Genomic DNA, 18,690 nt, shown 5'->3' on the forward strand with positions numbered 1-18,690 from the left:
CATTCTCCTTGTTAGGGGGTTAAATCGCTTTTTCCCGATCATACCACTCCCATCAGGCAACGGGCGATCCTATGACAAAAAAAGCCAGAGTGGTAGCGTAAGAATTAGCAATGACTTGCGCAGTTGATTGCTCTCGACACTGGCCAATGACGCTCGCAATATGGGGCAGATACTGAGGTTCATTACGACTAGATTTTGGCTTTGGTCGTAAATCTCGGGGTAATAAATACGGGCTATCAGTTTCAATCATTAATCGGTTATCAGGGATCAAACCAACAATCTCACGCAGTTCAGTGCCTCGGCGCTCATCACATACCCAGCCCGTGATCCCAATATGCAGATCCAGCGCCAAACAATCACGCAACTCCTGCTCTGATCCCGTAAAACAGTGCAATACTGCGGCAGGCAACTTATCACGCCACGGCTTTAGGATTGCCATAAACCGCTCATGAGCATCGCGGCAATGCATAAAAACAGGTAGGTTCAACTCAGCCGCCAAGGCTAATTGCGCATCAAATACTGCCTCTTGCTGCGAACGAGGAGAAAAATCACGATTGAAATCGAGTCCACACTCACCGATCGCCACCACTTGCGGCTGAACGGCTAATGCTCGGATTTCGGAAAGGGTCAGGTCACTCACTGACTTGGCGTCATGCGGGTGAATACCAGCAGTACTGTAGCAATATCCCGGCCACTGCTGGGCCATAGCGAAGACTTGCTGGCTTTCATCAATGCTGGTACCGGTCAGGATCAAACCATGCACCCCGGCGGCTTGGGCGCGGCTGATCACCGCATCCCGATCCTTATCAAAACGGCTGTTACTCAGGTTAACCCCGATATCAATCATGGTGCTGTCTCATCTGGCAAACTATGACTCAACACGGTAATGAACTCGGGGCCATTTGGCTATTACCCTTTGTAAATTTTCGGGTTAAAGACATCCCGCAGCCAATCCCCCAGCAAGTTGATCACCAAAACCAAGCTGATCAGGACCAGCCCAGGAAATGCGGTGATCCACCACGAGCCGGAGAAAATGTAGTTAAAGCCAATACTGATCAGCGATCCCAACGACGGCTGATCCACGGGTAAACCCAACCCTAAGAAAGACAGCGCCGCTTCCGACATAATGGCATTGGCCACCTGCACCGTGGATATCACCAAAATCGGAGATAAACAGTTAGGCAAAATATGACGGAACATGATCCTTGGGGATTTAAAGCCCATCACTTTCGCCGCTTCCACATATTCTTTCTTTTTCTCTGCCAGCACTGACGCACGCACGGTACGGGCATACTGTGGCCATTCAGCGACACCGATGATCACCACCAGCATCACCACCGCATACTGGGCAAACAGTTCAGAACCCAGTGCGGTGCGGAATATGGCCGAGACAATAATCGCTACCATCATGGTCGAAAATGACAGCTGCACATCCGCGACCCGCATCAGGAAGCTATCGACCCGCCCACCAAAATACCCGGCACTCAGGCCAATGACGACGCCCAACAATAGCTGCAAGCCAACGGCCAACAAACCAATGGTCAGTGACAGCCGCGAGCCATACAGCATGGTCGAGAAAATATCACGACCTTGATCGTCAGTGCCAAACAAAAATCGACTGTCCCCATCTGCCATCCAGGATGGCGGCAGCTCTGAGTCCATGATGTCGATGGTCGACAAATCATACGGGTTTGTCGGAGACAGGAGTGGAGCAAATAGCGCCCCTAATACAAACACCATGAACACCGCAAAACTGAACATGGCAACTTTATCTTTGAGGAAATAATACAGAAAATCCGATTGCTTGAAGCGTTCCCAGCGGCTTGGGGTAGTGATTGCCGTACTGCTCATGACTTACTCTCCCTTACCAGTCAGGTTTACAGTGGGGTTAACCAGTCCATACAACAGGTCAACAATGGTGTTGGTAACGACAAAAAGCAGCCCAACAAAAATAACGTAAGCGGTGATCAGCGGGGTATCAACCCGGTTAATCGCCTCAAGGAACAGAAACCCGGTCCCCGGCCACTGGAACACCGTTTCGGTCAGAATGGTATAAGCCACCATGGTCCCAATTTGCACCCCACCAACCGTCAATACTGGCAACATGGTATTTTTCAAAGCATGTTGGTAGTAGATCTTATTCATTGCCAGTCCTTTGGCCTTAGCAAACTTGATGTATTCCGAGCTCAGTACTTCCAGCATCTCGGCTCGAACCAGTCGAATAAACAGCGGCAGCATAATCGAGGCGAGGGCGATACATGGCAAGATCAAATGCCGTAAACCATCGAGGGTAAAATACCCCGACTCCCACCCCAGCACATTGGCCGTTTCACCACGGCCATACGATGGCAACCACCCTAATTCAATGGAAAACACATACATCAGCATAATGGCGGTCAAAAACACCGGAATAGATATCCCGATGCTACTCAGTGCCATCACGGTTTTGGTGACAACACTGTTCGGGTGAATCGCTGAATAGACCCCAAGCGGGATCGACACCACCACAATGATCAGGCTGGCTCCAAACACCAACTCTAAGGTCGCGACTAACTTATCGAGGATCACTTCTGCAGCAGGTCGTTTGAAGAAATACGACGTACCCAAGTCACCCTGCACCGCGTTGGTAATAAATCGGCTGTATTTTGTCATAAACGGATCATTTAGACCCAGATCGTCTCGAAGTTGCTGACGTTCAGCTTCTGATACCGATTGTCCCACCAACTCTCGTAGCGGGTCGCCAAGGTTATCCTGAATGGCAAAAGCCACCAGACTGATCACAAACATCACTATCAGTGCCTGATACAGGCGCTTGACCAGAAACGTAAACATTCCCTGCCCCTTTTCTCATCCTTAAAACGTGCCGACCCAATTCGGCCGGCACGGTATACTGCACCTTAGTCGACAATCAAGTCACCGAAATAAGGCATCACCATCGGGTTGACGATTTCAGCCGCGTGGACATTTGATTTAGCCCCCCACGCCTCACTCTGCCAGTGTAGCGGGACAAAAGCCGCATCACGATAGAGGATCCCTTCAACATCTTTCAGCATCTGACTACGCTTCGCCGGGTCAGTTTCCTTATTCGACAGCTCAATCAGCTTATCCACTTCCGCGTTCGAGTAATAACCACAGTTATACTGACCCCGACCGGTGTCTGTATTACGGGTCATGGTCAAAAACTCGGTCAAGTTCGCTGAATCCTCAGTATCAGAATGCCAGCCAATCATCATCATATCTGCCGCACAGACATCAAACTCCGGCCAGTACTGAGCCTTAGGCAAAGTTTTCAAATCGACCTTAATACCAATTTTTGCCAGCATCGCAGCCGTCGCCTGAGCCACTTTGGCATCATTCACATAGCGGTTGTTAGGCGCAAGCATGCTCAGTTTAAAGCCCTTCTCGTAGCCCGCTTCTTTCATGAGTTGTTTGGCTTTTTTCAGATCATAACGCGGTGCCAGTGCCTCATCATAACCCGCATACCCGGCAGGGCCCTGCTGGTGTGCGGCAGTGGCAAACCCCTTCATAATTTTCTTCACGATGCCTTCATTGTTAATGGCATGAATGATCGCCTGACGCACCCGAACATCCTTCAGTGCCGCATTGGATTTCTGGTTCATTTGCATCGAAATCAAACGGGTACCAGGAAGCGTAACCAGCTCAATATCCTTCGCGTTTTTCACTCGCTCATGATCATTTGGCGCAACCGGATGGATCATATCGACGCCACCTGACAACAAGGCGGCAACACGGGTTGCATTTTCCTTGATTGGCACGAGAGTCAGCTTATCGACATTACCTTTGGTCTCGGTATCCCAATAGTTAGCAAAACGCTCAAACTCAACTTTTACGCCTTGCTCACGCGCCGTTACAATGAATGGCCCCGTCCCTGATACATGGGTCGAAGCATAAGAATCCCCGTGCTTCACGACGGCATCTTTATCTTTACCATCAGCGGTTTTGCCGCTATAGAACTTACTGTCCATTGGGAACAAGTAGGTCGCAGTCTGAAGCACCAACGGATACGGGTACTTAGAGATCAGCTCAACAGTAAAGTCATCCAGCTTGTTCATTGACGAGTACGGGTCAAAAATGGCCTTAAAATCAGGCGATGTTTTCAAACGGTTGAACGTCCATATCACGTCGTCTGCTGTCATGGTATTGCCGGAATGGAACGTAACCCCTTTGCGTAATTTAAAACGATAGGTTGTTTCATTCACTCGCTCCCAGCTTTCAGCGAGACGCGGTTCAAAGTCCAGTGACTGGGTGAAACGAATCAGCGGATCAAACACCATATGGGAAACCTGTAACGTTCCGCCGGATAGCTGCTCATGCGGGTCAAGCGAAACGGGATCAGCATCATATGCGACTTTAATTTCAGCGGCGGAAGCACTAAAGCTTAGGCAGGCAGCCATTACAGCAACGGCCAGCTTGGACTTGAGGGTTTTCATTGCATAACTCCTTTATGCTGGGAGTGAACTCCCATCTTGTTGTGTTTACTTATTGTTGTATTTGTATGTTGTGCTTTCTATTGCGGGATTAAGCCAGTTTTAATCCTTCCTGACTCATACCGGTAAATTCAGGCATCAGCGCAATAAGGTGTTTGCTATACGCATGCTGCGGGGCGGTAAACAACTGTTCGGTTGGTGCCACTTCCAGCAAAACACCTTGCTGCATCACCCCAATGCGATCACACATCTGACGGATCACGGGCAAATCGTGGCTAATAAACAGCATGGTTAAATTCAACTCATCCTGTAGATCCTTCAACAAGTTAAGGATCTGAGCTTGTACCGAGACATCCAGGGCTGAGGTTGGCTCATCACAAATCAGTAAGCGAGGCCGAGTCGCCAACGCACGGGCAATCGATATCCGCTGACGCTGGCCGCCAGAAAATTCATGGGGGTATTTCACCCCGGCTCCGCGGCCGAGACCGACATGATCCAGCAAATCATTGACGATTTGGCTGGTATGCGATTCGCTGTCGGTCAAGCGGTGAAACCGGATCGGCTCGGCAATAATGTCGGCCACCCGCATTCTCGGATTCATTGAGGTATAAGGATTCTGAAACACCATCTGCATCTGACGGCGCAAAGGACGTCGCTGGGTCTCACTTTTCAAGGCTGTCAGATCGATCCCCTCAAACACAACCCGCCCTGAGTTAGGTGGATACAGACCCGCTATCACTCGGGCAATGGTTGATTTACCTGAGCCGGACTCACCCACTAAACCAAAGGTTTCCCCTTCATTAATCGCAAAGCTGACATTGTTTGATGCCTGCACGTATTCACGCCGGCTTTCGAAAAAGGAATCTTTGGTGACGAACCGCAGGTTAACGTTTTCAACCTGAAGCAAAGCCCCACTATAGTGACGCTGATCTTCACGTTGGCCCAGCCAGTGGGTTTTAACATCCAGAGTGCTCATCTCGTGCGCTTCTTCGATATAGCTCACCAAAGGAAAACGCTTAAGCTTGATATCGGAACGTGGCACAGCCGCGATCAAACTCTGGGTATAAGGGTGAATAGGTCGGCACAGTACCTGCTCAGTCGTGCCGAACTCGACCAGATCACCACGGTACATCACCGCAACCCGATCTGTCACATTGGATACAACGCCCATATCATGGGTTACCAACATACAACCGACATTCTTCTTCACGCACAAATCACGAATCAGCGTTAGGATCTGATCCTGTATCGACACATCCAGAGCAGTGGTCGGTTCATCAGCGATGATCAAGTCAGGCTCACCCGCCAATGCAATGGCAATCACGACTCGCTGGCGCATGCCGCCAGAAAACTGATGCGGATACTGTTTGATACGCAGTTCAGGTTGGGGGATCCCAACTTGAGCCATGAGATTAATCGCCCGTTTGACTGCTTCCTGCTGGCTGACCTTCAGGTTGGTCACAATGGTTTCGGTCAACTGTTGCTCCACCGTAAACAATGGGTTCAGTGACGTCATCGGATCTTGAAATATAAATCCAATTTTCGACCCTCGAATTGAGCGCATCTGCTCAGCACTCAGGCCAGAAATGAGCTGACCATCAAGGTATACCTCACCACTAGCAACGTGTCCCGGCGGACTTAGCAAGTCGATCACCGCATTACCGACGGTCGACTTCCCCGCACCAGATTCACCCACTACCCCGACAATCTCACCCCGCTCAATAGAAAACGAGAGTGATTTCACTGCCGCGTGAACCCCATGACGTGACGGATATTCAATCCGTAGGTTTTTTACTTCCAATAAAGCCATTACCAGACCCCAGCTGCTTGGCAGTGTTCTGCCCTGTCTGAAAAACGAATCCTTTCCATCAGCATAATTTGCTGAATAGCGACTAAGAGCACAATTTGTCAAACATTTCACAGGAAATCAACAAAACACGAGTAAAAACCATCAAAATGAATAAAAAAAGAATAAATAGTCATATCAAGTTCTATTGCTCCGAGGAAAACGGAGCAACCGTATGCACATCACAACCAACCACGACCAGTAAACACTAGTGAATAAATCTAGAATATTGGTTATAAGACATACCTCACAAATGCGCAATTTGCATAAATACTCAAAACCAACAATTTTAAAATTAACATTTAAAAAACAAACAACTGAATTGCGGGTTATAAATGGAAGCAAATAAAGAGAGATAGAGATATCAAAGCATAATCTTGCATCTGGTTGTTAGCTATATAGTCGATCACTCTTTCTACTGTGAAAATCAAAACCAGCAGATCAAAACGACAATGACACCAGATGGTTGTCAGGCTAAGCGAGCAAAATATGGATGATGAGGGATAGGTTAAAACAGCGAAGGGAAATATTAATATGACAGATAGAAAAAAACCCTAGCTCGAAAGCTAGGGTTTCATATGGTGGTCGGTGAAGAGGGATTCGAACCCCCGACCCTCTGGTCCCAAACCAGATGCGCTACCAAACTGCGCTATTCACCGACAAGTTTTAGGCTCTTACAGTGCCAAGGAAATATTAACATTACCTGAAAATGGGGTGGCTAACGAGGCTTGAACTCGCGACAACCGGAATCACAATCCGGGACTCTACCAACTGAGCTATAGCCACCAATGTAAGTGGTCGGTGAAGAGGGATTCGAACCCCCGACCCTCTGGTCCCAAACCAGATGCGCTACCAAACTGCGCTATTCACCGACGAAATCTGTTTTAAGTCATAAAGACTGTGAACACTGATGATAACATCAATCTTCTAAAATATGGGGTGGCTAACGAGGCTTGAACTCGCGACAACCGGAATCACAATCCGGGACTCTACCAACTGAGCTATAGCCACCAATGTTTCTTTTTGCCAATGTCCTTTAATCCGGAATGGTGCGCCCGAAAGGATTCGAACCTTCGGCCTTTGGCTCCGGAGGCCAACGCTCTATCCAGCTGAGCTACGGGCGCATACCCTATCGGCGGAGGTGGATATTACGGATTACGCTCCTTTTCGTAAAGTGTTTTTTTTGTTTTTTTTATCGTTCGCTGTAAATATAGACAGATAAGCATTGATTCGTATCATACAAACGCAGCCACCTTGTTTATCCAAGCGACAATAGGCGATATACTTACTTAGTTTTTACAATTTAAACATTTTGTAAATAATCACTGCCTTGTTTCAACAGTATCACTAATAACAAGCATACAAGCAGGCGGTGGCAATCGCACATAATTTTCTGGAAGTGTAAGGTGAGCTCAATGGAATTATCTCTTCGACAACTCATGGTATCTGCTATTGCTGCATTATCGCTCGCAGGCGCTGCCGTAGCGTCAGATATGTCAGACGATGCTATCGCAGAACGCATCAAGCCTGTGGGCTCGGTCTATCTTGAAGGGGATGCCCCCGCAGCGCCTGTCGTTGCCGTAGGCCCACGTAGTGGTGATGCTGTCTATGGAACATTCTGTGCGGCCTGCCATAGTAGTGGCGTGATGGGAGCCCCTAAGAAGGGCGATGCATCGGACTGGAGCCTGCGTCTCGCCAAAGGCAATGCGGTATTGACCGACAATGCCATCAACGGTTTCAATGCGATGCCCGCTAAAGGCTCCTGTATGGATTGCAGCGATGATGAGATAGTGGCAGCCATCAACCACATGATTGATGGGCTATAGCGGTTGCTAGGTGCTGAAAAAATAAAGGGTTGATGTGCACCATCAACCCTTTTTTGATCGTTATTTTTTAAACATGGCCCGGATATTGGCAATATGGGCTTGACCCTTTTGCATCCGCTCCTGCTGAGTCACGGGTTTTCGATCCGCTTCCCACTCCAAGTCATCTTGTGGTAGCTCATACAAGAAACGACTCGGCTCTGGTTTGATCAACTCACCGTACTGGCGCCGCTCTTTACACAAGGTAAAAGTCAGTTCTTTCTGAGCCCGGGTGATCCCGACATAGGCCAGCCGCCGCTCTTCATCGACATTGTCTTCATCAATACTGACCTGATGCGGTAAAATACCTTCTTCCGTCCCAATCAAGTATACATAGGGAAATTCCAGCCCTTTGGAAGCATGCAGGGTCATCAACTGGACCTGATCCGCATCATCATCATCTTCACCGCGCTCCATCATGTCACGTAAGGTCAGACGCTGCACCACCTCTTTTAACGTTTTCACTTCCTGATCGTAGTTATCGCCCTCGAGATCCGCAGTGATCCAGCTATAGAGATCAGACACGTTCTTCATCCGCATCTCAGCCGCTTTCGGGCTGGCTGATGTTTCGTACAGCCAATCTTCATAATGGATATCGCGCACTAACTGCCGTACCGCAGCGATGGTGTCGCCACGCTCAGCGTTATCGGACAGCTCAACCACCCAGCGGGTAAAGCGCTGTAGCGACTCTAAACCACGCCCGGAAAGGTGCTGCTCCAATCCTAGCTCAAAACTGGCAGCAAACAGACTCTTGCCTCGCATATTGGCATAAGTGCCTAACTTTTCCAGGGTGACAGGACCAATCTCTCGACGTGGTGTATTCACAATACGTAAAAAGGCATTGTCATCATCAAGGTTAGTCAGTAACCGCAAGTACGCCATCATGTCTTTGATCTCAGCCCGAGAAAAGAAAGAGGTGCCACCGGAAATCCGATAAGGGATACGGTTTTGCATCAACGCTTTTTCAAACAACCGGGACTGATGGTTACCCCGATAAAGAATCGCGTAATCCTTATACTGGGTATTATTAAGGAAACGGTGGGCAATGAGCTCCCCCACCACTTTTTCGGCCTCATGATCTTCATTCTTGGCGGTGATCACCTTAAGCAACTCGCCATCAGGCAACGCTGAAAATAAGGTTTTCTCAAACAAGTGTGGATTGTTGGCGATCAGTATATTCGCGGTACGTAAGATCCGGCTGGTTGAGCGATAATTCTGCTCCAGCTTAATCACCTTCAGCGTCGGGAAGTCTTTACTCAATAACGCCAAATTCTCTGGCTGCGCGCCACGCCACGAATAGATAGACTGATCATCATCCCCAACCACAGTAAAGCGTGAACGCTCACCGACCAACAATTTTACAAACAGGTACTGGCTGGTATTGGTATCTTGGTATTCATCCACCAGTAAATAGCGAATACGGTTTTGCCAGTATTCTCGTACTGTTTGATTGTCACGTAGCAGCAAGACGGGCAATAAGATCAAATCATCAAAGTCGAGTGCGTTATACGCCTTCATTTGACGCTGGTACATCTCATAACAATAAGCAAACAGCTGATCTCGCTCCGACTGAGCCTGCGCTTTGGCATCGGCCGGTGACTGCATGTCGTTTTTCCAATTCGAAATGGTCGACAGCAACAGCTTAAGTAAATCTTTATCCCCCTCAAGTTCAGCGTCGGTGAGCTCCTTGAGCAAGGCCATCTGATCTTGATCATCAAAAAGCGAAAAACTTGCTTTAAGATCAAGCGATTTATACTCACGCCGTATAATATTTAGCCCCAATGTGTGAAATGTCGATACCATCAGCCCCTTAGCTTCTTGGCGTCCCAGCGTCTGGCCTACGCGTTCTTTCATTTCTCTGGCAGCTTTATTGGTAAAGGTCAACGCAGCAATATTGCGCGCCTTGTAACCGCATTGCTGGACTAAGTAGGCGATTTTATTGGTGATCACCCGGGTTTTGCCTGAACCCGCTCCCGCTAAGACGAGACAGGGTCCGGCGATAAATTTTACCGCTTCGTTTTGCCTTGGGTTCAGTTTCATGGGTGTATCCTATGTTGTTCTTCGGGCCAGTCTGGCGCATTGTAACGGGTTATTGGCTATTGTCTATTCACCCTCGCATGTTGCCCACCGAACCTGTTGATATGAAATAAGACTTGCACTCTTTTTCTGACACTTTAAAATCGCGAATGAACATTCATTCATTATATTTTTTAACAACTGTCTGCTATGAGTGATAAAAAGAAACGCATCCTTGATGCAACTGAAATCTTGCTGGCCAAACACGGCTTTCATGGTATCTCCATGCAAATGGTTGCCAAGGAAGCAGGGGTTGCCGCGGGAACCATTTATCGTTATTTCGAAGACAAAGAAGATTTACTCAGCCAACTCCATGATCACATCCTCAACTATGTTGCTGATAAAATGGGGAAAAACGTATCAGATGACATGCCATTGCAACAACGATTTCATACCATCTGGCTCAATCTTTGGAACATGGCAACGCAGGATAATGCACCACTGATCAATCGTGGCCAATTCGAAAGCCTACCGCGCCGCGAAGGTCAGGAGCAACGATCACGAGAAAAGAAAATGTTCGCTAAGATCGATCGCTTATTTGACGAAGGGAAAGCCACAGGGCTGTTCAAGAACCTCGATAACGAAATCCTTAGTGTACTAAGCCTGGAGCCAAGTGCTTGCCTGGCTCGCAAACATATAAACGGAGTTTACACGGTCAGCGATGAGACCCTTGAGGCCACCATCCAAGCCTGCTGGGACGCTATTCTTCAGCACTCACATTCACCAATTTCGGAGCATAACCGACAATGAAAAAATGGATATTGATGCTACTGATTGCCCTTCTGCTTTTCGGAAGCGTTATTGGTTTCAATCTATTTAAACAACAGAAAATAGCCGAATACATGGCTAATATGCCAGAGCCTGAGTTCCCGATCACGGTCACCACGGCACAATCTCGCGACTGGATCCCTGCCATCGAAGCCATTGGTTTTATTGAACCAAACCAAGGTGTAACCATCACTACCGAAGTTGCTGGAATCATCAAAAGTATTGATTTTGAATCAGGAGCAGCGGTTAATGCGGGCCAACAACTGCTATCATTAGATGCCAATGTTGAACTTGCTAACCTGCAAAGTGCACAAGCACGCTTACCTGCCGCCCAAGCCAAGTATAAGCGCTACCAAGGCCTATTCAAAAAAGGGTCGATCTCAAAAGAAGCCTATGATGATGCTGAAGCGTCATATTTCTCATTAGTTGCTGATATCGAAAGTCTGAAAGCCACCATTGATCGTCGTACTATCAATGCCCCATTCAGCGGTGTTATCGGCCTACGTAATGTCTTCCTTGGGGAATATATCCAGCCTGGTACTGATGTCGTACGTCTGGAAGATACCACATTGATGAAGCTACGCTTCACTGTGCCACAAACGGATATTCCGGAGATCCACCTTGGCCAAGACGTTGAAATATTTGTCGACGCTTATCCTGAAACACCCTTTAGCGGTAAGATCAGCGCCATTGAGCCAGCGGTAAACTACCAAAGTGGACTCGTACAAGTTCAAGCCGATATTCCAAACAATGACGGTCAACTTCGCAGCGGGATGTTCGCACGCGCCCATATTATTCTCCCAACCCTGACAGATCAGATCATCATGCCGCAAACGGCTATCACCTACACCTTGTATGGTGACAATGTCTATATCACTTACAAAGATGACAAAGGTGATCTGCGCGTGAAGCAGTCAGTAATTAAAGTGGGTGAGCGTAAAGGCAACAACGCCCATATCCTAAGTGGCGTGAAAGTGGGTGAGACTATTGTCACATCAGGCCAAGTTCGCCTAAGTAACCATGCCAAAGTGCGTGTGGTCGATAGCAATTCGCTAAAAGCCCCTGCTGAAACCCCAATGCTATAACTCGGAGGATAGATGCGCTTTACAGATGTTTTTATCAAACGTCCTGTCTTAGCGGTATCAATCAGCTTTCTGATTGCCCTCCTTGGCCTGCAAGCAATATTCAAAATGCAGGTCCGGGAATACCCAGACATGACCAATACCGTGGTAACGGTAACAACTGGCTATTACGGTGCCAGTGCCGATCTTATTCAGGGCTTTATTACCCAACCGCTTGAACAAGCCATTGCTCAAGCAGATAATATCGACTTTATGACCTCGTCTTCCGTACTGGGTTCATCAACCATCACGGTCACGATGAAGCTAAATACGGATCCGAATGCAGCGCTGGCTGATATCTTGGCCAAGACCAACTCGGTTCGCTCTCAGTTGCCAAAAGAGTCAGAAGACCCGACGGTAACGATGTCAACCGGTTCAACGACTGCGGTGATGTACATCGGCTTTACCAGTGAAGAATTGGCATCGAGCCAGATCACCGACTACCTTGAGCGAGTAATCACGCCACAGCTATTTACTGTTAACGGGGTATCTAAAGTTGACCTGTACGGCGGCATGAAATACGCCTTACGCGTGTGGTTAGATCCGGCCAAAATGGCGGCCTATAACCTCATGGCGATGGATGTCATGAATGTCCTTAACGTCAATAACTATCAGTCGGCAACTGGTCAGGCAACGGGCGAATTTGTTGTTTATAATGGTACCGCTGATACGCAAGTTACCAATACCGATGAGCTAGAACGACTGGTCGTGTCGACAAAAGATGGTCAGGTGATCCGTCTCGGTGATATCGCTAAAGTCACGCTAGAAAAGAGCCATGATGTCTACCGTGCCTCAGCCAATGGCCAAGAAGCTGTCGTCGCGGCTATCAATGCTGCGCCAAGTGCTAACCCCATCAATATTGCTGCGAATGTGTATAAACTGCTGCCTGAGCTGCAGCGCAATATGCCAAGCAATATCAAGATGAACATCATGTATGACTCGACAATTGCGATTAACGAGTCAATCAATGAAGTTATCAAAACCATTGCTGAAGCGGCACTGATTGTATTGGTGGTGATCACCTTGTTCCTCGGTTCATTCCGCGCTGTAATCATCCCTATCGTAACCATTCCATTGTCGCTGATTGGTGTGGCGATGGTGATGCAGATCTTTGGTTTTTCGTGGAACCTGATGACTTTGCTCGCCATGGTACTGGCCATAGGCTTAGTTGTTGATGATGCTATCGTGGTGTTGGAAAACGTCGACCGTCATATCAAAGAAGGGGAATCGCCATTCCGGGCTGCGATCATCGGTACTCGCGAGATTGCAATACCCGTAATTGCCATGACCCTGACACTGGGCGCGGTATACGCACCTATCGCCATGATGGGCGGGATCACTGGCTCTCTATTTAAAGAATTTGCATTAACACTGGCTGGTGCCGTCTTTGTTTCAGGGATCATCGCCCTGACACTGTCGCCAATGATGTGTTCGAAAATGCTGAAAGCCCACGATAAACCAAGCAAATTCGAAACCACCGTACATCACTTCCTTGATCGCATGACCAACCGCTACGAGAAAATGCTCGGCGGAATCATGAAAATGCGCCCAGTGGTTATTGTGTTTGCCGTGATCGTCTTTGGCACCCTACCGCTACTCTTCCAGTTTATCCCGAGTGAATTGGCACCAGCGGAAGATAAGGGCGTACTGGTAATGATGGGTACCGCACCGTCCAATGCTAACCTCGATTACATCGAAAATACCATGGATGAGGTCAACCGTATTTTGGTTGATCAACCTGAAGTGGCATTTGCACAGGTGTTCTCAGGCGTGCCGAGCTCCAATCAGGCTTTTGGTATCGCCTCACTGGTACCATGGAGTGAGCGTAAGGCTAGCCAAGCAGAAGTGGTTAAGCGTGTCACAGGATTAGTCAAAGACGTTCCTGAGATGTCAGTCACTGCATTCCAGATGCCAGAACTACCTGGTGCCGGTTCAGGTCTGCCGATCCAGTTCGTGATCACTACCCCGAACAGCTTCGAAAGCCTGTTCCAGATCAGTAGCGATATTTTGACCAAGGTGAAGAACAATGCCCTATTCGTCTATTCGGATCTCGATCTGAACTACGATTCGGCCACCATGAAAATCAAAATTGATAAAGACAAGGCTGGAGCCTACGGCGTGACGATGCAAGACATCGGTATTACCCTGAGCACCATGATGGCAGATGGTTACGTCAACCGTATCGACCTCAATGGCCGCTCTTATGAGGTGATCCCGCAGGTTGAGCGTAAGTACCGTCTCAACCCTGAATCGATGAAAGGCTACTATGTACGCGCCGCTGATGGTAATGCTATCCCACTGGGCAGCTTAGTGAGTATTGATGTGGTTGCAGAGCCACGCTCATTACCGCACTTCAACCAGCTAAACTCAGCGACGGTAGGTGCTGTACCAGCTCCTGGCGTGGCGATGGGAGATGCTATTACATGGTTCCAAGCTGAAGCTAAGAACCTACCGTCAGGCTACCAGTACGACTTCATGGGTGAAGCTCGCCAGTTTGTTACTGAAGGGAATGCGCTTTACACCACCTTCCTTCTGGCACTTGCAATTATCTTCCTGGTACTTGCTATCCAGTTCGAATCATTGCGTGACCCGCTGGTAATTCTGGTCTCTGTACCATTGGCAATTTGTGGTGCGTTAATTGCTCTGGCATGGGGCGCAGCAACCATGAATATCTACTCGCAGGTCGGCCTGATCACCCTGATAGGTTTAATCACCAAGCACGGTATTCTTATCTGTGAGGTAGCCAAGGAAGAGCAGCTGCTACACAAGAAAGACCGAATGGCAGCGGTGATGGAGGCAGCCAAAATTCGTCTACGTCCAATCCTGATGACTACTGCCGCGATGATTGCAGGCTTGATCCCACTGCTATATGCAACTGGTGCTGGTGCCGCACAGCGTTTCAGTATTGGTATTGTTATCGTGGCAGGTCTGGCGATCGGTACAATATTTACTTTGTTTGTATTGCCCGTGATTTACACCTATCTGGCAAGTGTTCACAAACCGCTACCGGTATTTGTGGAAGACAAAGATTTGGAAAAACTAAAGCGAGCAGATGAGGCTCGTAACGCTCTGAAAGCTAGAGATTGTTAAGTGACTCACTGAAATAAAGAGGTCGCCTTGTGCGACCTCTTTCATTTTCATTATTCATCCACGACAATCCGCTTAGCATTGCATAAAATGACCACAACAACGATTAGTCGCTACGGAGCCACACATTATGTTCGATCCAAAAAAGCTAGAGCAAATCGCTAAACAAATCCACGAATCCATGCCGCAGCCAGTCAAAGAGCTAGGTAACGATGTTGAACAGAAAGTACGTCAGGTGATCCAAGCTCAACTTAGCAAGCTGGACGTCGTCAACCGTGAAGAGTTTGACGTACAAACACAAGTGCTACTACGTACTCGCCAAAAGCTGGCCGAGATGGAGCAAAAGCTAGCCGACTTGGAAGCCAAGCTAACAAACAAAGCAGAAGACAAAGACGCTTAATCAGCACTATCTGCTTATTCCGCAAACACAAAAGGCTTGGTCATCGACCAAGCCTTTCTTTTTTCAGCCACAAGGCACTAACTATTTTCAAAACTGTAGAGCTATAGATCACAGAGAAAACACGGAGTTTGCGCTAACAAATGAGTATTTTCGACAAAGAGATCAAGCTATACAGGACAGAAAATTAGCCACCCACCGCGATACGCTTCATATCTGTCATATACCCACGTAGCTCCTGTCCGATCCACTCTACCGGATGACTACGTAATGCCTCATTCACCGCAATCAAAGCTGCGTTATCAACATCATTGCCCACATTGCCTAGCCCTTTACCGATCACATCAGTACCGACTCTTGGCATGAATTTCTCACGCAGCAGTGGCGTAGCTACATTAGCAAAAAGATAGTTACCATATTCTGCAGTATCAGAGATCACCACGTTCATCTCATAGAGACGCTTACGCGCAATGGTATTAGCGATCAAAGGCAGCTCATGCAAGGACTCATAGTAAGCCGACTCTTCGATAATACCCGAAGCAGTCATTGCTTCGAAGGCCAGTTCAACCCCAGCTCGCACCATCGCCACCATCAAGATACCGTGATCAAAGTATTCCTGCTCTGCAATTTCTAACGCACTATCAGGGTAATTCTCAAATGCAGTTTCTGCCGTTTCTGCACGCCAGCCCAGCAGGTCACTATCATCATTGGCCCAGTCTGCCATCATAGTACTAGAGAAATGACCGGCAATAATGTCATCCATGTGCTTGTTATACAGTGGACGCATCAGCTCTTTAAGCTCTTCTGATAACTCAAAGGCTTTGATTTTTGCGGGGTTAGACAAGCGGTCCATCATATGGGTAATACCGCCAAACTTAAGCGCTTCTGTAATAGTTTCCCAGCCGAATTGTAACAACTTACCAGCATAAGCGGCATCAATGCCCTCAGCGACCATCTTCTCGTAGCACACAATAGAACCAGCCTGTAGCATCCCACAAAGAATTGTCTGCTCACCCATCAAATCTGACTTCACTTCGGCGACAAACGATGACTCAAGTACACCAGCACGATTCCCACCCGTTGCCGCAGCCCAAGCTTTCGCAATCTCAAGGCCATCACCCTGCGGGTCATTTTCCGGGTGAACCGCGATCAGTGTCGGTACCCCAAACCCACGCTTATATTCTTCACGGACTTCGGTCCCCGGACATTTCGGCGCAACCATTACCACCGTCAAGTCAGGACGAATCTGCATACCTTCTTCAACGATATTAAAGCCATGCGAATAACCTAACGCAGCTCCATCTTTCATTAACGGCATCACAGTTTGTACCACATTAGTATGCTGCTTATCCGGCGTCAGATTAACCACCAAATCCGCTTGCGGGATCAGAGTTTCATAACTACCAACTTCAAAACCGTTCTCTCTCGCGTTTTTGTACGACTGCCGTTGCTCATCAATAGCCGCTTGACGCAATGCGTATGACACATCCAAACCTGAATCACGCATGTTCAAACCTTGGTTTAAACCTTGCGCGCCACAGCCCACGATCACGACCTTTTTATCTTTAAGGTAATCCGCTTCCGTTGCAAATTCTGCACGATCCATAAAGCGACAGCGGCCTAACTGATCAAGCTGTTGGCGTAAATTTAAGGTATTGAAATAATTAGCCATAACACAAACTCCGTGAGTACTTATCCTTAGGTCGACAGTATTGTCGAATACTTCGATAGTAGATCACGCACTTAATTGCGCAAAGTGCTATATTCACAAGAACTTATTGCAAAATATGCAACATGGACGATGAATATAAAATATCTGCGATTTTTTCTACACCTGTGCGAATCAAAAAACTTTAGTCAGACCGCCCAAGCGATGCATATTAGCCCTTCCGCTCTGAGCCGTGTCATTCAACGGCTTGAAGGAGAGATAGGGCAAGCTCTGTTTAATCGAGACAATCGCAGTGTCGAGCTAACGTTAGCCGGGCAAACGCTGTTCCCAACGGCCGTACTCATTGTTTCCAGCTGGCAAGAAGTTAAAGCTGATCTGATAACCCATCAACAGACTCTCCGCGGCAAACTCAAACTATTCTGCTCTGTCACCGCCAGCTATAGCCACCTTCCCGAGATTCTCAACCGATTCCGTCAGCTATATCCTCAAGTTGAAATACAGTTGCTTACCGGAGATCCAGCTCAAGCTATCGATAAAATCCTGCATGATGAAGCAGATATTGCCATTGCAGCCAAGCCTGACAACTTACCAAGCAAATTGACCTTTATCGATCTAGATAACGTCTCTATGTCAGTCATTGCACCTTTGCTACCCCCGCCCGGATTACAGAAATATCTCTCCGATAACCCACAGTGGGCTACGCTACCCTATATCCTGCCAGAATCAGGAATGGCTCGGTATAAAGCAAATAAATGGCTTAAACGTAAAGTAATACACCCTAACATCTATGCTCAGGTGGGGGGGCATGAAGCCATTGTAAGCATGGTCGCATTAGGCTGCGGGATAGGGATTGCTCCTGATATCGTGATCGAAAACAGTCCAGTAGGAGGAAAAGTCAAACGGATGGAGAAAGAGAAAATAGAACCGCTTCGGCTAGGATTATGCTGTAAACAAAGCCGACAAAAAGAGCCATTACTTAATGCGCTGCTAGAGCTATTCGATAGCCATAAATAGTATTACGCCTAGTTAAATATTACAGGCTTAGTGTAAATGGCTGAGCGGATGGGACTTGCAATACCGAACATCAGCTCCCCGGCATGACAGGCCGCTGCTTTCAAGATAAAGAGGCTAACCAAGTAAGCTACTATTTTACTCAAATTCAGATGATTTTCAGACGTAAAAAAGCCCAAGTCGTAAGACTTGGGCTTAATATAGTGGCGGAGCGGACGGGACTCGAACCCGCGACCCCCGGCGTGACAGGCCGGTATTCTAACCAACTGAACTACCGCTCCGCAGCGTGTCTATTCAGCACTTAAGCAATTGGGAGCCTGGCGATGTCCTACTCTCACATGGGGAGACCCCACACTACCATCGGCGCTATTACGTTTCACTGCTGAGTTCGGCATGGGATCAGGT

The 18,690-nt window shown here is 48.0% G+C and carries 13 protein-coding genes, 6 tRNA genes and 1 rRNA gene; 6 read left to right on the plus strand and 14 right to left on the minus strand.

Translation table 11 applies throughout. The features are described 5' to 3' along the window. Nucleotides 1–52: 52 nt before the first annotated feature. The 10 genes from tatD to L4D12_RS14605 all read right to left on the minus strand — a co-directional run bounded on the left by tatD (nt 53) and on the right by L4D12_RS14605 (nt 7,418). Nucleotides 53–847 carry a 3'-5' ssDNA/RNA exonuclease TatD gene (gene tatD, locus L4D12_RS14560; RefSeq protein ID WP_428448573.1) on the minus strand — a complete coding sequence of 265 codons (795 nt, stop codon included), beginning with the start codon at nt 845–847 and terminating at the stop codon, nt 53–55. Between the two features lie 62 nt (nt 848–909). Further along, nucleotides 910–1,851 (minus strand): ABC transporter permease, encoded by a 942-nt coding sequence (locus tag L4D12_RS14565; RefSeq protein WP_428448574.1) that lies wholly within the window; start codon nt 1,849–1,851, stop codon nt 910–912. A gap of 3 nt (nt 1,852–1,854) precedes the next feature. Further along, nucleotides 1,855–2,832, minus strand: a complete 978-nt coding sequence (locus L4D12_RS14570) for an ABC transporter permease (RefSeq protein WP_428448575.1) — start codon at nt 2,830–2,832, stop codon at nt 1,855–1,857. A gap of 65 nt (nt 2,833–2,897) precedes the next feature. Further along, nucleotides 2,898–4,451 (minus strand): ABC transporter substrate-binding protein, encoded by a 1,554-nt coding sequence (locus L4D12_RS14575; RefSeq protein ID WP_428448576.1) that lies wholly within the window; start codon nt 4,449–4,451, stop codon nt 2,898–2,900. 88 nt (nt 4,452–4,539) lie between these two features. Further along, the gene (locus tag L4D12_RS14580; protein WP_428448577.1) at nt 4,540–6,258 is read right to left on the minus strand and encodes a dipeptide ABC transporter ATP-binding protein; all 1,719 of its coding nucleotides are present in this window, start codon (nt 6,256–6,258) and stop codon (nt 4,540–4,542) included. 618 nt (nt 6,259–6,876) lie between these two features. Then, nucleotides 6,877–6,953 (minus strand) — tRNA-Pro (locus L4D12_RS14585). 51 nt (nt 6,954–7,004) lie between these two features. Then, a tRNA-His gene (locus tag L4D12_RS14590) sits at nt 7,005–7,080 on the minus strand. A 9-nt stretch (nt 7,081–7,089) separates the two neighbouring features. After that, nucleotides 7,090–7,166, minus strand: a tRNA-Pro gene (locus L4D12_RS14595). Between the two features lie 63 nt (nt 7,167–7,229). Further along, a tRNA-His gene (locus L4D12_RS14600) sits at nt 7,230–7,305 on the minus strand. A gap of 36 nt (nt 7,306–7,341) precedes the next feature. Continuing rightward, nucleotides 7,342–7,418 (minus strand) — tRNA-Arg (locus L4D12_RS14605). 291 nt (nt 7,419–7,709) lie between these two features. Between L4D12_RS14605 and L4D12_RS14610 the strand changes: the two genes are divergently transcribed. After that, the gene (locus L4D12_RS14610; RefSeq protein WP_428448578.1) at nt 7,710–8,120 is read left to right on the plus strand and encodes a c-type cytochrome; all 411 of its coding nucleotides are present in this window, start codon (nt 7,710–7,712) and stop codon (nt 8,118–8,120) included. A gap of 60 nt (nt 8,121–8,180) precedes the next feature. Here L4D12_RS14610 and rep read toward each other — a convergent pair whose 3' ends face one another. Beyond that, entirely contained in the window at nt 8,181–10,196 is a 2,016-nt protein-coding gene (rep, locus tag L4D12_RS14615; protein ID WP_428448579.1) for a DNA helicase Rep, read from the minus strand. 186 nt (nt 10,197–10,382) lie between these two features. Here rep and L4D12_RS14620 point away from each other — a divergent pair, with 186 nt between their 5' ends. The 4 genes from L4D12_RS14620 to ubiK all read left to right on the plus strand — a co-directional run bounded on the left by L4D12_RS14620 (nt 10,383) and on the right by ubiK (nt 15,608). Further along, complete coding sequence (locus L4D12_RS14620; protein ID WP_428448580.1) at nt 10,383–10,982, plus strand: TetR/AcrR family transcriptional regulator; 600 nt, start codon at nt 10,383–10,385, stop codon at nt 10,980–10,982. Continuing rightward, a complete protein-coding gene (locus L4D12_RS14625) occupies nt 10,979–12,085 on the plus strand; it encodes an efflux RND transporter periplasmic adaptor subunit (RefSeq protein WP_428448581.1) in 1,107 nt (368 codons plus the stop codon). Before L4D12_RS14620 ends, L4D12_RS14625 begins: the two co-directional genes overlap by 4 nt. A gap of 12 nt (nt 12,086–12,097) precedes the next feature. Further along, nucleotides 12,098–15,211, plus strand: coding sequence for a multidrug efflux RND transporter permease subunit (locus tag L4D12_RS14630; protein WP_428448582.1), 3,114 nt, complete (start codon nt 12,098–12,100; stop codon nt 15,209–15,211). Between the two features lie 127 nt (nt 15,212–15,338). Next, nucleotides 15,339–15,608 carry a ubiquinone biosynthesis accessory factor UbiK gene (gene ubiK / locus L4D12_RS14635; RefSeq protein WP_428448583.1) on the plus strand — a complete coding sequence of 90 codons (270 nt, stop codon included), beginning with the start codon at nt 15,339–15,341 and terminating at the stop codon, nt 15,606–15,608. Nucleotides 15,609–15,792: 184 nt separating this feature from the next. Here the strand turns inward: ubiK and ilvC are convergent, their stop codons facing one another. After that, nucleotides 15,793–17,277, minus strand: a complete 1,485-nt coding sequence (gene ilvC, locus L4D12_RS14640) for a ketol-acid reductoisomerase (protein ID WP_428448584.1) — start codon at nt 17,275–17,277, stop codon at nt 15,793–15,795. Nucleotides 17,278–17,406: 129 nt separating this feature from the next. Between ilvC and ilvY the strand changes: the two genes are divergently transcribed. Beyond that, on the plus strand, nt 17,407–18,288 hold the full coding sequence (gene ilvY / locus L4D12_RS14645) for an HTH-type transcriptional activator IlvY (protein WP_428448585.1): 882 nt from the start codon (nt 17,407–17,409) through the stop codon (nt 18,286–18,288). Nucleotides 18,289–18,489: 201 nt separating this feature from the next. On the opposite strand, the gene L4D12_RS14650 is transcribed toward ilvY, so the two are convergent. Together L4D12_RS14650 and rrf are read right to left on the minus strand one after the other, a co-directional pair. Continuing rightward, nucleotides 18,490–18,566 (minus strand) — tRNA-Asp (locus L4D12_RS14650). Between the two features lie 34 nt (nt 18,567–18,600). Next, nucleotides 18,601–18,690 (minus strand): 5S ribosomal RNA (gene rrf / locus L4D12_RS14655); the annotation flags it as partial.

Origin of the sequence: Photobacterium nomapromontoriensis (assembly GCF_050336815.1) — a bacterium.
In the GTDB taxonomy this organism is placed as follows: domain Bacteria; phylum Pseudomonadota; class Gammaproteobacteria; order Enterobacterales; family Vibrionaceae; genus Photobacterium; species Photobacterium nomapromontoriensis.

Coding starts and splice junctions, on each gene's coding strand:
- tatD (WP_428448573.1), bottom strand. CDS start 847: ATGATTGATATCGGGGTTAACCTGAGTAACAGCCGTTTTGATAAGGAT.
- L4D12_RS14565 (WP_428448574.1), bottom strand. CDS start 1,851: ATGAGCAGTACGGCAATCACTACCCCAAGCCGCTGGGAACGCTTCAAG.
- L4D12_RS14570 (WP_428448575.1), bottom strand. CDS start 2,832: ATGTTTACGTTTCTGGTCAAGCGCCTGTATCAGGCACTGATAGTGATG.
- L4D12_RS14575 (WP_428448576.1), bottom strand. CDS start 4,451: ATGAAAACCCTCAAGTCCAAGCTGGCCGTTGCTGTAATGGCTGCCTGC.
- L4D12_RS14580 (WP_428448577.1), bottom strand. CDS start 6,258: ATGGCTTTATTGGAAGTAAAAAACCTACGGATTGAATATCCGTCACGT.
- L4D12_RS14610 (WP_428448578.1), top strand. CDS start 7,710: ATGGAATTATCTCTTCGACAACTCATGGTATCTGCTATTGCTGCATTA.
- rep (WP_428448579.1), bottom strand. CDS start 10,196: ATGAAACTGAACCCAAGGCAAAACGAAGCGGTAAAATTTATCGCCGGA.
- L4D12_RS14620 (WP_428448580.1), top strand. CDS start 10,383: ATGAGTGATAAAAAGAAACGCATCCTTGATGCAACTGAAATCTTGCTG.
- L4D12_RS14625 (WP_428448581.1), top strand. CDS start 10,979: ATGAAAAAATGGATATTGATGCTACTGATTGCCCTTCTGCTTTTCGGA.
- L4D12_RS14630 (WP_428448582.1), top strand. CDS start 12,098: ATGCGCTTTACAGATGTTTTTATCAAACGTCCTGTCTTAGCGGTATCA.
- ubiK (WP_428448583.1), top strand. CDS start 15,339: ATGTTCGATCCAAAAAAGCTAGAGCAAATCGCTAAACAAATCCACGAA.
- ilvC (WP_428448584.1), bottom strand. CDS start 17,277: ATGGCTAATTATTTCAATACCTTAAATTTACGCCAACAGCTTGATCAG.
- ilvY (WP_428448585.1), top strand. CDS start 17,407: ATGAATATAAAATATCTGCGATTTTTTCTACACCTGTGCGAATCAAAA.